This window comes from Clostridium homopropionicum DSM 5847, assembly GCF_001263795.1.
GTDB classification, from domain to species: Bacteria; Bacillota; Clostridia; order Clostridiales; family Clostridiaceae; genus Clostridium_H; species Clostridium_H homopropionicum.
This window is the reverse complement of sequence record NZ_LHUR01000005.1, coordinates 185381-200913: the sequence shown is the minus strand read 5'-3', so window position 1 is coordinate 200913 and position 15533 is coordinate 185381. Positions and strand designations below refer to the sequence as shown.

Genomic DNA, 15533 nt, shown 5'->3' with positions numbered 1-15533 from the left:
TATTGTGTAAATGTTATCATAGGAATAATTATACAATATTTGTCTAACTTTGTTAAGATAATAAAAAATTTATTTTTTACCTAATTTCTGTGAGGTGCTTCCAATAACGTTTTGGCATCATTTTCTTCTGAAGCTTTGGATTTAGCCTATCATTAATAGCTATAGCTTCAAAATAGTCCTTCCACAAGCCTTCATAAAATATTTCCTCTTGACATTGAATTAAATTTTCACTTTCTTCCTTAGTGAGGTTATAAATAACCCATTGGTTTTTATTGTAAATAGCTGCAATATTTCTTTTTAAATCATGGATAATAAAGTATTCATTAGAAAGACGCTGAATAAAGTGTTCTGTAATAAGAGATAGAATATTATGGTCTGGTTCTATTGGTGCATAAAGAAATCTATTTTTAATCTTTTTAAATCTGACAAAGCCTAAAAATCTATGATATTCAAATGTAACTTTTTTCACTAACTGATGAATTTTTAGTACGGAATTTTCCGTTAAATGTAAATCCAAATTCTTTCCTAATTTAAAACCGAGTTTTACATAGTGGTAAATTAGGGTTCCGTTACCTTTAGCATCAGAGAGGTAGGCGTAATATATATATTTAAGAGAAGTTAGTGAAATTTTCTCCTGTATTGCCTTTGAAACCTTTGAAGCTTTTATATTATCATTAGAAATACATATTGGATTAGAGATAAGTGAAGGAACATACTCTTCATTTTTTATAATTTCCTCTGGCTTTTCTTTAGAGTAATAAGCATCATAAATAGAAGTAAGTAATCCTTCAAAGCTTCCATCATAAATATAAACAACCATTTGAATACCTCCTATAATTCACCTGAAATGCTAGTATAAGAATCAGAAGGAATATATACAGAAGGAGGTGAAGTTAAAAAGGACAACTGCTCATAATTAGTTGAAGGTATAGAATTATATATAAATTTGGAGTTAACATTATTTTTAAGAGTTTCTTTTATAAGTTGATCATTAAAGCTTACAGAGCCATAATATTTTCCCTTACAGGTTATAAAGTATTGAGCTCTTTTTAATACTACACCAAGTTTTCTAAGGTCATCAAAATCTAATGAACGAACTCGTCTAGCAGAAGCAATTTTTCTAACGGATCTAACACCAATACCAGGTGTCTTCATTAACTCTCTTGTAGATGCCTTATTTATTTCTATAGGAAATTTGTCAATATTTCTTATGGCCCAATCAGTTTTGGGATCTAAATGAGTATCAAAGTTTGGATTTTTTTCATTTAATAAATCTTCTGAAGAAAAATCATAAAATCTAAGAAGCCAATCTGCTTGATACAACCTATGCTCTCGAAGAAGCGGAGGATTATTTAAAGCAGGAAGCTTCGGATTGTTAGAAACTGGAACGTAGGCCGAGTAGTAAACTCTTTTTAATCCAAAATTTTTATATAGTTTTTCTGAAAGCCTGAGTATTTGAAAATCGCTTTCAGGGGTTGCTCCAATTATAAGCTGACTACTTTGACCAGCAGGAACAAAAGAAGGAGCATTTCTATAAATTCCTTTTTCATACTTTGAAGCATTGATTTGAGAACCTATATAAGACATAGGCTTTAAAATGTTTTCTTTAGTTTTTTGCGGTGCTAAAAGCTTTAGGCTAGAAGATGATGGTAGTTCAATATTAACGCTCATTCTATCTACCAGTTCTCCAGCTTTCTTTATTAAAGCAGAATCTGCTCCAGGAATAGCTTTAATGTGAATGTAACCGTTAAAATTTTCTTTTTTTCTTAGCTTAGATACTATCTCTATTAATAATTCCATAGTGTAATTTGGATTTTTATAAACAGCTGAGCTTAAGAAAAGGCCTTCAATGTAGTTCCTCTTATAAAAGTTAATTGTTAAGGAGACAATTTCATCAGGAGTAAACATAGCTCTTGGAAGATCATTTGAAAACCTGTTTACACAATAAGCACAATCGTAGCAGCAGTAATTTGTCATTAAAATTTTCAATAGAGATATACATCTTCCATCCGCTGCAAAACTATGGCATATACCACTTTCGCTAGCATTTCCAAGACCACCAGGAGTATTTTTTCGATTACTTCCACTTGAGGAACAGGAAACATCATATTTAGCAGCAGCTGATAATATTTTTAATTTTTCTTGTATTTCCATAATTGATCTCCTAAGTAATATAATACTTATATTTTATCAAACGTAAGTTCGTATGTAAATATATATTTCCCTAATAATAACTTTTTATTGACACAGCATATTTATAGTATTAAAATGTTTATTATTATAATTAAAAATTGTTCTTATCATGAGAGGTGGAGGGACTGGCCCTTTGAAGCCCGACAACCGGTATTAGTAATACAGCGGTGTCAAATCCTGCAAAATCTTTGATTTTGAGAGATAAGAAGGTAAGCGGAAATAAAAATGTATGTGTAGATTGAAGCTGCTTTTCTTATAGAAAGGCAGCTTTTGTTATTTTAGGGGGGGTTAGCAATGTTTATAAAAGATTTATTTTCTCAGAAAAAAACGGTTATTTCCTTTGAAATCTTTCCTCCAAAGAAAGATACTTCTATTGATAGCATTTATAAAACAATAGATGCTTTAGCACCACTAAACCCAGACTATATTAGTGTAACTTACGGTGCAGGGGGCAGCACAAGCAAGAACAGCACAGTTGAAATTGCATCAATAATTAAAAATAAATACAATATTGAGGCACTAGCACACTTAACCTGTATAGCTTCTACCAAAGAGGATATTAATATTATCCTTCAGCAATTAAAAGAAAATAATATTCAAAATATACTTGCACTAAGAGGAGATTTCCCTCAGGATCCAGATTTTAAGTTTCCAAATCCTCTTCATTTTACTCATGCAATAGATTTAGTACAGCATATTAAGAAGGATAATTATTTCTCTGTAGCAGGAACCTGTTATCCAGAAGGTCATATTGAAGCTAAAAGCATGAAGGACGATATAGTGTATTTAAAGAGAAAGGTAGATGCGGGGACAGATTTCTTAATTACACAGTTATTTTTTGATAATAATCTTTTCTATAGTTTCAAAGAGAAAACTGATATTATAGGAATAGATGTACCAATTGAAGTAGGAGTAATGCCAGTAATAAATTCTAATCAAATAAGAAGAATAGCATCCTTGTGTGGTGCTCATATTCCAGAAAAATTTGTTAAAATTTTAGATAGATATATTGATAATAAAGAAGCATTAAAGGATGCTGGAATTGCTTATGCAACGGAGCAAATTATTGATTTAATATCATCTGGGGTATCTGGTATTCATATTTACACAATGAATAATCCAGAGGTAGCAGAAAAAATAGTTCATAATATATCATCAATAGTTACTGCATTAAATAATTCAAATGGAGAAAAATAATATTTTAAGGAGGAAATTAAAATGTCAGAAGTTGAAAGTTTTCAATTAGATCATAGGAAAGTTGTTGCACCATACGTGAGAAAGTGCTGTACACTTGAAGGTAAAAAGGGCGATATAGTTTCAAAATTTGATTTAAGATTTTTACAGCCCAATAAGGAAGAGATGCCTACAGCATCAATTCATGCCTTAGAACATCTGCTTGCAGGATTTTTAAGAGAAAATTTAGAAGGAATTATTGATTTATCACCTATGGGCTGCAGAACAGGATTTTATTTGACAATTTGGGGAGATGTAGATCCAAAGGATATTAAAACTGCTCTTGAAACATCATTAAAACAAGTATTAGAAGCTAAAGAAGTACCAGCGGCTAATGATCTTCAATGCGGAAATTATAGGGATTTATCATTATTTGGAGCTAAGGAATATTCTAAGTATGTTTTAGAAAAAGGGTTTAGCACCGAGTTTTACAGATAGATGTTTTTGAGGTGATAAACTTGGAAGTAAACAGGAATGAAGTACTAAGGTATTTAGGATACAAAAAGGGGAATATTGGAGAAAGTATATCTCAATTAATAGATGAATGTATTGAAGAAATAAAAAAGTATTCAAATTACAAATACACTTATAAACTTTTCGAAATTAAGCAATTAGAAGAAGAGATAGAGCTCTTAAATAGTAATTTAATCCTAAAGGGTTCAGATATTTCACACCATCTAAAAGATTCAACCATGTGTGCTGTTTTAGGAGTGACCCTTGGCAGCTTAGTTGATACTAAGATTAAGTTATATGAAAAAACAAATCTTACAAAAGCTCTTATTCTAGATGCTTGTGCATCTACTGCTATAGAGTGGGTATGTGATGAAGCTAGTAATAAAATTAAAGAAGAAGCATTGAATAATTATGATCTTGGTATTACTTACAGGTATAGTCCAGGATATGGGGACTTTGCAATAGATATTCAACCGGAAATAATAAATGCACTTGAAGCTCAGAAAAAAATAGGCCTTACAGTTACGGAAACAAATATTTTGATTCCAAGAAAATCAGTAACTGCAATTATAGGCTTTCAAGATAAAAATATTATAAGTATTCATCCGGGGTGCAGAACTTGTAATAATTCTAAATGGTGCCAGTTAAAAAAAGGGGGCAATTACTGTGGCAATTAGGGACTTGATTACAAAGGAATTCATATTTTTCGATGGGGCTATGGGAACTATGCTTCAGCAAAGGGGCCTTAAAACTGGAGAGATTCCAGAAACCTATAATATCCTACATCCGGAAATAATAAAGGAAATTCACGAAGAATATATAGAAGCAGGGGCTAATATAATAACAACCAATACCTTTGGAGCAAATGAATTAAAGCTTAAAAATACAGGCTATTCTGTGGAAGAAATAGTAACAAACGCAGTAAAGATAGCAAAAGGGGCTAAAGGAGAAAAGTATGTTGCTCTTGATATTGGACCTATTGGGCAAATGCTTGAACCAATTGGAACCCTAAATTTTGAAAGAGCCTATGAAATAATTAAAAGACAAGTGGTTGCTGGTGTAAAGGCTGGTTGCGATGTGATTTTAATCGAAACCATATCAGATTTATATGAGGCAAAAGCTGCAATTATTGCTGCAAAAGAGAACTCAGATTTGCCAGTATTCTGTACAATGACCTTTGAAGAAGATGGAAGAACCTTTACTGGAACTGATCCAATTACCATGGTTACTTTACTTGAAGGCTTAGGAGTAGATGCTTTAGGGGTAAACTGCTCCTTAGGACCAGGAGAACTTCTTCCTATTGTAGAGGAAATTTTAAAGTACTCATCAATTCCTGTAATGGTGCAGCCAAATGCAGGTTTACCTAAAATTATTGATGGAAAAACCGTATATAATATTTCAGAAGAGGAGTTTTCTAATCACGTTCAAACTATGGCTGAAAAAGGAGCCTGTATATTAGGAGGCTGCTGTGGAACTAATGAAAAATTTATAAAAAAAGTAGTATCAAAGTTAAACTATAAAACTCCAAAGGCTCTAGAAAATAAAGAATACACTTCTGTATGTTCTCCTTCAAAAACAGTAATTCTAGGAAATGGAGTAAAGGTTATTGGTGAAAGAATTAATCCTACAGGCAAAAAGAAATTTAAAGAGGCATTAAAAAATAATAATATTGACTATATTCTTACAGAAGCTATTAATCAAATGGAAGCTGGAGCTGATATTCTAGATGTTAATGTAGGATTACCTGAAATAAATGAAACTGAAATGATGGTAAGAGTTATAAAGGAGATTCAGTCAATAATTAATTTACCTCTTCAAATAGATAGCTCAAGCCCAGAGGTTATAGAGGCTGCTGCAAGAATTTACAATGGAAAGGCAATTATAAATTCTGTTAACGGAAAAGACCAGATTATGAAAGAGGTGTTCCCTATTGCAAAGAAGTATGGCGCCTGTGTAGTAGGACTTACTCTAGATGACAGCGGAATACCATCAAAGGCAGAGGATAGATTTAAAATTGCTGAAAAAATCGTAAGTACAGCTAAGGAATATGGAATTAAAAAAGAAAATATATTAATAGATTGTCTTGTACTTACAGCTTCTGCTCAGCAGGAAGAAGTAATGGAAACCTTAAAGGCAGTTAGACTTGTAAAGGAAAAACTAGGGGTAAAAACTCTTCTAGGAGTTAGTAACGTGTCCTTTGGACTTCCTAATAGGGAACTACTTAATCAGACTTTTCTTTCTATGGCTTTAGTGCAGGGATTAGATGCACCTATTTTAAATCCAAATAATAAAGCTATAATGGATGTAATAAAGAGTTTTAAGGTGCTAGCTAATATAGATAAGGAAGCTAAAGAATATATAGAAGTAAATTCTAATGTAGAAGTGAAACAGGAGGTACAGACAACCAACAAAGGTGATTTAAAAGATATAATAATAAAGGGTATTAAGGAAGAAGCGACTCAGATTACAAAAGAATTATTAAAGACAAACGACAGCTTGACAATAGTGGATAATTATTTAATACCAGCATTAGATGTGGTTGGAGGAAAGTTTGAAAGAGGAGAAATTTTCCTTCCTCAGCTTATTCAATCAGCTGAAACAGTAAAGAATTCCTTTGCAGTTATTAAGGAAAAAGAATTATTAGAGAATAAAAAAGGCGTTTCTAAAGGAAAGATAATACTTGCCACAGTAAAAGGGGATATACACGATATTGGGAAAAATATTGTAAAAGTTATTTTGGAAAATTACGGTTTTCAAATAATTGACCTTGGAAAAGATGTTCCAATAGAGAAAGTAGTTAAAACGGCTCAAGAGGAGGATGTTAAGTTAGTAGGACTAAGTGCCTTAATGACAACTACAGTAAAAAGTATGGAAGAAACAATAAAATCACTTAAGGAAAATAATGTGCAGTGTGAAACTATTGTTGGGGGAGCAGTATTGAATCCAGAATATGCAAAAATGATTAATGCTGATTACTATGCTAAGGATGCACAAGAGGCAGTACAAATTGCTAAAAAAGTCTTCAATATAGTGTAATAGATAAAGGTAGGTGACAAGGCACCTACCTTTCATCTATATGATCAGAAGATGTTAAAGTTGTTGATTTATTAATGAACACTTCTGTAATATCCATTAATAAATATACCAACAACGGTTAGAAATTCTGATGATATTATATTATCCATTTTAGAGTTTTATATGTAGGGTAAATTTTGATATAATTATTAAATAATACATAAAATTTGGAGTTGTTAAAATTGAAGGAACAGATTAGTATTCAGGAAAAAAATAAAATAATTTTAAAAAATCCGAATATGTACAAGGTTCTTCTGCATAATGATGATTACACAACAATGGAATTTGTAGTATTTATTTTAGTAAATATATTCAGAAAAAGTAATGAAGAAGCTACAAAGATTATGTTGGATGTGCATAAGAAAGGAATTGGAATTGCAGGAGTTTATACATATGATATTGCTATGACTAAAATTAAACAGGTAGAAATATTATCTGAACAAGAGGGTTTTCCACTAAAATTAACAATTGAAGAGGAGTAATTATGAATTTAGATAAAGTTTTAAGCGAAATATTAATATTTGCCTATAATCAAGCCAATAAGCATAAACATGAGTATTACACTCCAGAACATATACTTTATGCAGCTATGTTCTTTAAAGAAGGTAAGGATATTATTAAGGGATGTGGGGGAAATGTGGAGGAATTAAAAAAAGATTTAGAAGGGTATTTTAACAAGTATATTCCTAAATTAGATGAAGAAGTAGAACCTATTCAAACAGTAGGGGTTCAAAGAATTTTATCTACTGCCAGTGCTCAGGTTGTTAATTCTGGAAGAAAAGAAATAAAAGTTTCTGATTTGATAGTTGCACTTTATGATGGAGATGAATCCTATGGAGGTTTCTTAATAAAGAAGCAAGGTATTCGTAAGATTGATATTTTAAGATATATTTCTCATGGCAATAAGCATATGGATGATTTTACAGAGGAAATTTCTTATGATTCTGATGATGAGGATGAGGAAGATACATATTCAGAAGAGGAAGATAAAAATAGCAGCTATCTACTAAAGAGTTTTACAGTGGAACTAACTGAAAGAGCTAGAAAAGGTGAATTAGATCCATTAATCGGAAGAGAGGATATATTAAATAGAACACTTCAAATATTATCTAGAAGACTTAAAAACAATCCTGTGCATGTTGGCGATCCTGGGGTTGGTAAAACTGCAATAACTGAGGGACTTGCTCAATTAATTGTTAAAAATAAAGTTCCAAGCATTCTAAAGGGCTTTAAAATATATTCTTTAGACATGGCAAGCCTTTTAGCAGGAGCTAAATATAGGGGAGATTTTGAAGAAAGAATAAAAAAGGTTTTATTGAAAATAAAGGCACAGGGAAAAGCTATAGTATATATTGATGAAATTCATACTATAGTAGGTTCAGGAGCAGTTTCCGGTGGTGCCATGGATGCAGCAAATATTTTAAAACCATTTTTAACTGATGGAAAGCTTAGATTTATTGGTTCAACAACTTATGAAGAATATAAAAAGTATTTTGAAAAAGATAGAGCTTTATCAAGAAGGTTTCAAAAGATTGAGATTCCAGAGACTTCTAAAGAGGATACTTTTAAAATTCTTATGGGTTTAAAAGAAAATTATGAACAGTATCATAATGTTGTTTACACTGAGGAGGCATTAAAATCTGCAGTAGAGCTATCTTCAAAATACATCAATGAAAAGTACCTTCCAGATAAAGCTATAGATGTGATTGATGAGGTTGGCGCTTTTGCTAGGTTAAGAGAAAAAAGTGATGCTAAGGTAACAATAACCGAAAAGGAAGTAGAAAAAATAATTTCTTCAATGGCAAAAATACCTCAAAATAATATATCCATCAATGAGCTAGATAGACTAAAAAATCTAGAGGCTGAATTAAAGAAAAATATTTACGGACAAGATGAAGCTATTGATACCATAGTTAGGGCAATAAAAAGATCAAGGGCAGGATTTAATGAAGAACAAAAGCCTGTTGCTAGTTTTCTATTTGTAGGACAAACAGGAGTTGGAAAAACTGAAATTGCAAGAAAACTTTCAGAGACCCTAAGTATACCTTTAATAAGATTCGATATGAGTGAATATCAAGAAAAACATACCGTAGCAAGACTAATAGGAGCTCCTCCAGGATATGTAGGATATGAAGAAGGAGGTCTTTTAACAGATGCAATTAGAAAAACTCCTTATGCAGTACTGCTTTTAGATGAAATTGAAAAAGCTCATGGAGATATTTTAAATGTCTTACTTCAAATTATGGATTATGCAACCTTAACTGACAACAATGGTAAAAAGGCTGATTTTAGAAATGTTATAGTTATAATGACTTCAAATGCTGGGGCGCGAGAAGTAGGAAAAACTATGATGGGATTTGGGTCCAGGATTGTTGAAGATGATGCCATTAATAAAGAAGTAGATAGAGTATTTTCACCAGAATTCAGAAATAGATTAGATGAGATAGTAGTATTTAATAGAATGAATAAGGAAATGGCTTATCTTATTGCACGTAAAACTTTATGTGAGTTTGAGAAGAAGCTTCTATCAAAAAATATTGAACTTATGGTTTCTGAAAGCTGCTATAAATGGATTGGATTAAAAGGTCTATCTTCTGCTTATGGTGCAAGGGAGATAATTCGTGTAGTACAACAGGAGGTTAAACCGTATTTTGTTGACGAAGTTCTTTTTGGTAAACTTTCAAAGGGAGGAAAGGCTTCATTAGATGTTGTTGAAGATAAGATAATAATAGAAAAAATCTTTTAAAGCAGATTAATTAAATAAGATAAATTAAGCCCTCTTTATTTTTAAGAGGGTTTAATAATTAAAATTTAATCATCTTTCTCCATGGCATATAAGTAAGTAAATCTTGTAGCATGCTCTTGCTCAAAGGAAGAAAATTATGTTAATAAAAAATTATGAAAACCAAATTTTAATTTCCCTTTGAGCATTTTCAGAGCAGTCTGAAGCATGAACGGAATTTTCTGTTTTTGAAAGTCCGAAGCTTCCTCGTATGGTATTTTTATCTGCTTTTTCAGGGTCGGTATTCCCATTAATTTTTCTAACCTTATTGATAGCATCTTCACCTTCAATAACTAAAGCACAAAGAGGGCTTCTTGTTATATAGGATATTAGTTCATCAAAATAAGGTCTTCCAATATGTTCAGAATAATGCAATGTTGCTTTTTCAACTGAAGCCTCCATCATCTGCATTTGGGATATTTTTAGTCCTTGCTTTTCATAAAAACTAATAATACTTCCAATAATATTTCTTTCTGTTGCATCAGGTTTAATTAAAACTAAAGTTTTTTCCATGCTTATAACTCCTTGCATAATAAAAATTATACTATAAATTATTGCCATTTATATTCATCATATTCTTTTTTGTGTATAATAGAAGAAAAATGTGAGGCATTTTTCTTAGGTACTAGTTACGAGGTGCTAGGTACTAGGAAATGAAATAATTAAGCATAGCTTAATTATAAATCCGCCATTGTAGCAAGCTACAATATGCGATAGAAGCTTTGCTTCTAAGCTAAAGTTTAGTTTTGCAAAAGCAAAACATCCTTCACTAGTACCTAGAACCTAGCATCTAGTACCTCAAGAATTTTACATCGTAAAATTCTTATATTACTAATTATATTTTACTAGAGGGGATGAAGATATGAAATACGTAATTTTATACTTGATTATAATCAATTTATATGGAATATACATTATGTATATAGACAAAAAAAGAGCAAAAGAAAGAAAATGGAGAATATCTGAGAAATCGATTTTCTTAGTAGCGTTATTTTTTGGAGGTATAGGTGTAATTTGAGGGATGAAAGCTTTTAAGCACAAAACTAAACATTTAAAATTTATAGTTGGTATTCCAGCAATATTGTTAATTCAACTGTATTTAACATATTATTATTATTTTTATAAATAAAAAAATTATAGAATAGAGGAGAGCTAGTTCATGGATGCACCAAATTATTTATTTTACGGATTAATAGGAATTCTGGTTATATTATTTATTACATCATTAATAAAAAAGGCATTTAAGTTAATGACTCTGGTTATAATGATTATCATTGGAATTTCCCTATACAATATTGTAATAAAAGGGGTTTCGCCAATAGATGAAGTGAATAGTTATAAAACAGATATAAGCTATACTAAAAATATAAAAGACTACTCTGAGAAAATAAAAACTTCTGTAGGAAATATTAAAAAAGCCGCTGGGAATCCTACTAAGCAGGAAAATGTAGATATTATATCTCTTGAAAGTGAAAATTTACATAAATATGAAGAAGAAGTGCTTTCTTTGAAACATTCAAGCAAATTGAAGCTGTTCCATGAAAAGTATTGTAACTATCTGACTTCACTTGTAAAAACTTCAGATTCTGCACTGAAGCTGACAAAGTTAGGGGGAAGTAGTAGCCAGAATGTAAGCAGCGTAATAGATAAGCTGATGGATAATTTTAATAGCTTAGCAGAGTTAAAATAATTAATTATTATCATTAAGTTATTAATAAGAAGTTTTTTATGATAAGTATTTATATCTACTAATTATTATTGTTTTATAATATAATTATTAAATAAACTTAAGAAATAAACGGAGGTAATTTGCTTTGAACAATACACCTAATTCTAACAGAATACACATAGGGATTTATGGAAAAAGAAATGCGGGTAAATCATCTTTATTAAATGCAATAGTTGGTCAAGAAACATCTCTTGTGTCAAATATAAAGGGTACAACTACAGATCCGGTAAATAAACCAATGGAATTAATTCCTATAGGACCTGTGCTATTTATTGATACCGCAGGATTGGATGATGAAGGGGAGTTAGGAAATTTAAGAGTAGAAAAGAGTTTAAAGGTTATTCAAAAGACAGAACTAGCTCTTTACTTAATGGATATTAACGATTTAGATGAAGAAATATATAAGAAAACTCTACTATATTTTAAAAGATTTAATATTCCTTATATAACTGTAATTAACAAAATAGATACGGTATCAAAAGAAAAAATAAGTGAGTTGAAAAATTTATATAAGAATTGCATTTTCATATCAACTAACAATGAAAAGGATATTGAATTATTAAAACAAAGTATCATAAAAAAAATCCAAGACAACTTGGAAAAGGAAACTCCTTTAATAGGAGACTTAGTTCCTTACAATGGTAAGGTTATATTAGTTGTACCTATTGACTCAGAAGCTCCAAAGGGAAGAATTATTCTTCCGCAGGTTCAAGTTATTAGAGATTGCTTAGACAATGGAATAAAAAGCTACGTAGTTAGGGATACAGAGCTTGAAGCAGCTATTGAAGACCTAAAAGACATAGATTTAGTAGTTACAGATTCTCAAGCATTTAAAAAAGTAAATGAAATAGTACCTAATAACATAAAGTTAACATCATTTTCTATTCTTTTTTCAAGAACAAAAGGAGAACTGTTAGAGTTTGTTAAAGGTGTAAGTGCAGTTAAAAATTTAAAAGATGGTGCAAAAATTTTAATAGGCGAGAGCTGCACTCATAATAGTACACATGAAGATATTGGTAGAGTGAAAATACCTAATTTAATGGAGAAATTTACTGATAAAAAGTTTGACTTTCAATTTAAAGCAGGGCATGATTTCCCGGAGGATTTAGCTGGATATGATTTAGTAATTCACTGCGGTGCATGTATGGTAAACAAGAAAACTGTTGAAAGCAGAATTAGGATTTGCAGAGAGCAGAATATCCCTATTACTAATTATGGAATTTTATTAGCATTTTTAACAGGAATTTTAAATAGAAGCTTAGAAATATTTAATATTGAATAAAAATTTGAGGATAAGAGTTACTAACTATTATCCTCTTGTATATTTTAGAACTCAACTCTACATAAAGTAGTATCTACATAAACAAGCCTTTGACCAATTTTACCGTCTAGATTGTATATTATATAATCTGCTTCTCTCTTTTTAGCTTGCCTTCTTCCTTTTACTATCGCATTGCTTTTTGTTCTATGATGACTTATTATTTCGCCAGTTATATTATCGATATTATCCCATCCACCAGATTGATTAGGTATTGTATAAATATATTTATCAGACATTTAATTTTCCTCCTTTTAATTTCATGAAGAGCTAATTAAAAGAAGATATAGTCTTATATTTACCTCCGTTAAAATAAATTACATTTAAGTAAGATATTTTTCGCCTTAAATCAAAGATAGGTTTATAGAAAAATCGAATTATAATAAGAGCTAAAAGACAACTGCAAATTACCTTAAGAATATTAGGTATAATGCTTGGAATAAATTTAAAATCTAGTACTCGTTTACCGGCAAATGCCATAGAATTTGTACTTATTTCATATTCTATCAATGCATGGTTTTTCGATTGAGTATTTGAACTATAAAAATATTTAACATTTTCACGTAAAGTAGAAATTCTAAATATTAAAAGAAAAATCAAACAGCATAGGAGTAATTTTCTTTTAAAATGGGTTTTCATGATTATGGATACACCCCTTAAACTTAAATCTGTACTATCTATTATATATCCTTTTTGGAATAAAATAAAGTATTATATTGAAATATCCAAAAGGTTCATTCTGAAGGTCCATAAAAAGCTGAAAACCGATATAATGGGATATATTCGGATGATTCCACTTTAGTGACTTAGTTAGTTTTAAAACGTTCTACTTCTTGAATCAGTTTTTCAGATAAAGTGTTTAAATTATTAGCGTAACTAGTAAATTCACTTACTGATGAAAGAAGCTCTTCTGTAGCAGCTATTGTCTCTTCTGTGCTATAACCGTTTTCTTCAGCTAATTTAAGTATCTCATTCATAACTAATACAATGGCTTCTTTCTTACTTGTCATATCATCATTTTGAGTTTTAATTATTTGTATATCATTTATTAAATCTTTCACTTTATTTGAGAGAGAGGTTAGTATTACCTCAGTTTCATTCATAATTTTTCCTTGCTCTAAATTAATTTCAGCTGCTCTTTTCATAGAACTTACTGCTTTTGCAGATTTAAATTGAATTCCTTCTATTAATTTACTAATGTTTTCAGTGGCTGAAGCTGATTGTTCAGAGAGTTTTCGAACCTCTTCGGCTACTACAGCGAATCCTTTCCCATGTTCTCCAGCTCTAGCAGATTCTATACTAGCATTTAAAGCTAAAAGCTGAGTTTGTGCTGCAATTTTATTAATTGTATCAACAATAACACCTATTTCATGGGAACTCTTATCAACTTCTAAGATTACATTTCCAACTTCTTCACTTGCAGAAGAACTTTCTTTAGATTTATCAATTAATAAATTAACTGTTGAAATACCTTGTCTATTTAAATTATTTAAATCGCTTACTGAATAAGTAACTCTTTGTATTGACGAGGAAACTTCATTAATACTGTCAGCGAGTTTATTAGTTTTTTCAGTACCATCAGATAGGAAACTCGTCTGCTTATTTGTTGATGAAGCGATTTCGTTAATACTTTTAGATACTTCATCAGTTGCTAAGGTAGTATTGTTAGCCATTTCTGAAAGGGATTCTGAGGTGTTGTGTAAGCTTTCACTAGACAGAGAAATTTCTTTTATTAAATTTGAAATACTATCAAGCATTATATTAAAGGTTTTAGCTAAAACTCCTATTTCATCTTTTGAATCTACAGTTACTTTGTCAACTGTTAAATCATAATCAGAAATCTTTTGAGCTACCTTAGACACTTTCTCAATTGGCTTTGTTATATATTTTGAAAGTATAATTGCTATTATGATTGATAAGACAAGAACTATAATGGATACCAAAATAATACTGTTACGGAATTTATTTAAAGCTTCATATCCATTACTTACATCATAATCCACTCCAACAAATCCAAGGACGCTACCGCTGCTATCTTTTATTGGATAATATGCAGAAATTAATGTTCCATACTCGTCAATTTCAATTTCGTCAGATATGAAAGGTGTTCCTTTGTAAACATTTTCAAAATCTTCATATGGCTTTTCTTCATCTCCAAATTCGGCGGCTTCTTCAGAACCATCTAATATATATATATATTTACCTTGATCATTTTTTTGAATAACATATAGATATTTTGAACCAGAAACTTTTCTTAAATCAGAGAATTCATTTAAAAGATTTTGATAGGATTCTTTATTTGTATCTTCTACGGTCTTATACTGCTTATATTCTTCAACAGGGATTTTTTCAGCAGCAGATTTTGCTATTTCACAAGCTATATTTCCAAGACTAGTGGTTAACATTTTATAACTCCTAGAATAGCTAATGTAAAAAAGAACAGAGATAATTACTAGTATGGTTACTGTGAATGAAACAATTATTTTTGTACTGAGTTTTCTGTGCGAATTATTTTTAAACATAAGCTCCCCCTTTATAATGCATTGTAATTTATTTAAAATATGTAAAATAAATAATACAAACATTGCCCCTAAAAACATATTTTGTTATATTATTATATATTATTTTTTATGCTAAAACTACTCTTTTAATCTTAACAGTTTCTTAAATTTTTTTGCTGCCGTATATACTTTGTTACATTAGGATAAATTAATAGTTAACTTATAAATATTTTTGATACCTTTAATATT

At 30.3% G+C, this 15533-nt stretch carries 14 protein-coding genes and 1 riboswitch; of the genes, 9 read left to right on the top strand and 5 right to left on the bottom strand.

The window, feature by feature from the left end:
• Positions 1 to 76: 76 nt before the first annotated feature.
• Together CLHOM_RS00960 and CLHOM_RS00955 are read right to left on the bottom strand one after the other, a co-directional pair.
• A complete protein-coding gene (locus CLHOM_RS00960; protein WP_052219798.1) occupies positions 77 to 820 on the bottom strand; it encodes a TIGR03915 family putative DNA repair protein in 744 nt (247 codons plus the stop codon).
• A gap of 11 nt (positions 821 to 831) precedes the next feature.
• Positions 832 to 2154 (bottom strand): putative DNA modification/repair radical SAM protein, encoded by a 1323-nt coding sequence (locus tag CLHOM_RS00955; protein WP_052219797.1) that lies wholly within the window; start codon positions 2152 to 2154, stop codon positions 832 to 834.
• A gap of 140 nt (positions 2155 to 2294) precedes the next feature.
• Positions 2295 to 2401: riboswitch (SAM riboswitch) on the top strand.
• Between the two features lie 86 nt (positions 2402 to 2487).
• On the opposite strand from CLHOM_RS00955, the gene metF reads away from it, so the two are divergent.
• From metF to clpA, 6 genes are all read left to right on the top strand, one after another.
• Positions 2488 to 3390, top strand: coding sequence for a methylenetetrahydrofolate reductase [NAD(P)H] (gene metF / locus CLHOM_RS00950; protein WP_052219796.1), 903 nt, complete (start codon positions 2488 to 2490; stop codon positions 3388 to 3390).
• Positions 3391 to 3411: 21 nt separating this feature from the next.
• Positions 3412 to 3864 (top strand): S-ribosylhomocysteine lyase, encoded by a 453-nt coding sequence (locus CLHOM_RS00945; RefSeq protein WP_052219795.1) that lies wholly within the window; start codon positions 3412 to 3414, stop codon positions 3862 to 3864.
• 11 nt (positions 3865 to 3875) lie between these two features.
• Entirely contained in the window at positions 3876 to 4556 is a 681-nt protein-coding gene (locus CLHOM_RS00940; protein ID WP_242846718.1) for a methionine synthase, read from the top strand.
• Positions 4546 to 6915, top strand: coding sequence for a homocysteine S-methyltransferase family protein (locus CLHOM_RS00935; protein ID WP_052219794.1), 2370 nt, complete (start codon positions 4546 to 4548; stop codon positions 6913 to 6915). The genes CLHOM_RS00940 and CLHOM_RS00935 overlap by 11 nt, the downstream gene beginning before the upstream one ends.
• A 221-nt stretch (positions 6916 to 7136) precedes the next feature.
• A complete protein-coding gene (locus CLHOM_RS00930) occupies positions 7137 to 7436 on the top strand; it encodes an ATP-dependent Clp protease adaptor ClpS (protein WP_052219793.1) in 300 nt (99 codons plus the stop codon).
• 2 nt (positions 7437 to 7438) lie between these two features.
• The gene (clpA, locus tag CLHOM_RS00925; protein WP_052219792.1) at positions 7439 to 9700 is read left to right on the top strand and encodes an ATP-dependent Clp protease ATP-binding subunit ClpA; all 2262 of its coding nucleotides are present in this window, start codon (positions 7439 to 7441) and stop codon (positions 9698 to 9700) included.
• Between the two features lie 150 nt (positions 9701 to 9850).
• Here the strand turns inward: clpA and ndk are convergent, their stop codons facing one another.
• On the bottom strand, positions 9851 to 10249 hold the full coding sequence (ndk, locus tag CLHOM_RS00920) for a nucleoside-diphosphate kinase (RefSeq protein ID WP_052219791.1): 399 nt from the start codon (positions 10247 to 10249) through the stop codon (positions 9851 to 9853).
• Positions 10250 to 10598: 349 nt separating this feature from the next.
• Between ndk and CLHOM_RS18905 the strand changes: the two genes are divergently transcribed.
• From CLHOM_RS18905 to hydF, 3 genes are all read left to right on the top strand, one after another.
• The gene (locus tag CLHOM_RS18905) at positions 10599 to 10754 is read left to right on the top strand and encodes a DUF1294 domain-containing protein (protein ID WP_423230620.1); all 156 of its coding nucleotides are present in this window, start codon (positions 10599 to 10601) and stop codon (positions 10752 to 10754) included.
• Positions 10755 to 10895: 141 nt separating this feature from the next.
• Positions 10896 to 11426 (top strand): hypothetical protein, encoded by a 531-nt coding sequence (locus CLHOM_RS00910; RefSeq protein WP_052219790.1) that lies wholly within the window; start codon positions 10896 to 10898, stop codon positions 11424 to 11426.
• 124 nt (positions 11427 to 11550) lie between these two features.
• Positions 11551 to 12747: a [FeFe] hydrogenase H-cluster maturation GTPase HydF gene (gene hydF / locus CLHOM_RS00905; RefSeq protein WP_052219789.1), complete on the top strand. Its 1197-nt coding sequence runs from the start codon at positions 11551 to 11553 to the stop codon at positions 12745 to 12747.
• A 44-nt stretch (positions 12748 to 12791) separates the two neighbouring features.
• Here the strand turns inward: hydF and CLHOM_RS00900 are convergent, their stop codons facing one another.
• Positions 12792 to 13022, bottom strand: coding sequence for a DUF2188 domain-containing protein (locus CLHOM_RS00900; protein WP_052219788.1), 231 nt, complete (start codon positions 13020 to 13022; stop codon positions 12792 to 12794).
• Between the two features lie 567 nt (positions 13023 to 13589).
• A complete protein-coding gene (locus CLHOM_RS00890; RefSeq protein WP_052219786.1) occupies positions 13590 to 15188 on the bottom strand; it encodes a methyl-accepting chemotaxis protein in 1599 nt (532 codons plus the stop codon).
• Between the last annotated feature and the right edge of the window lie 345 nt (positions 15189 to 15533).

What these genes read in the sequence shown, in the direction of transcription:
- CLHOM_RS00955 (WP_052219797.1), bottom strand. Translation starts at nt 2,154, where the DNA reads ATGGAAATACAAGAAAAATTAAAAATATTATCAGCTGCTGCTAAATAT.
- metF (WP_052219796.1), top strand. Translation starts at nt 2,488, where the DNA reads ATGTTTATAAAAGATTTATTTTCTCAGAAAAAAACGGTTATTTCCTTT.
- CLHOM_RS00900 (WP_052219788.1), bottom strand. Translation starts at nt 13,022, where the DNA reads ATGTCTGATAAATATATTTATACAATACCTAATCAATCTGGTGGATGG.
- CLHOM_RS00890 (WP_052219786.1), bottom strand. Translation starts at nt 15,188, where the DNA reads ATGTTAACCACTAGTCTTGGAAATATAGCTTGTGAAATAGCAAAATCT.
- CLHOM_RS00945 (WP_052219795.1), top strand. Translation starts at nt 3,412, where the DNA reads ATGTCAGAAGTTGAAAGTTTTCAATTAGATCATAGGAAAGTTGTTGCA.
- CLHOM_RS18905 (WP_423230620.1), top strand. Translation starts at nt 10,599, where the DNA reads ATGAAATACGTAATTTTATACTTGATTATAATCAATTTATATGGAATA.
- CLHOM_RS00960 (WP_052219798.1), bottom strand. Translation starts at nt 820, where the DNA reads ATGGTTGTTTATATTTATGATGGAAGCTTTGAAGGATTACTTACTTCT.
- ndk (WP_052219791.1), bottom strand. Translation starts at nt 10,249, where the DNA reads ATGGAAAAAACTTTAGTTTTAATTAAACCTGATGCAACAGAAAGAAAT.
- CLHOM_RS00910 (WP_052219790.1), top strand. Translation starts at nt 10,896, where the DNA reads ATGGATGCACCAAATTATTTATTTTACGGATTAATAGGAATTCTGGTT.
- clpA (WP_052219792.1), top strand. Translation starts at nt 7,439, where the DNA reads ATGAATTTAGATAAAGTTTTAAGCGAAATATTAATATTTGCCTATAAT.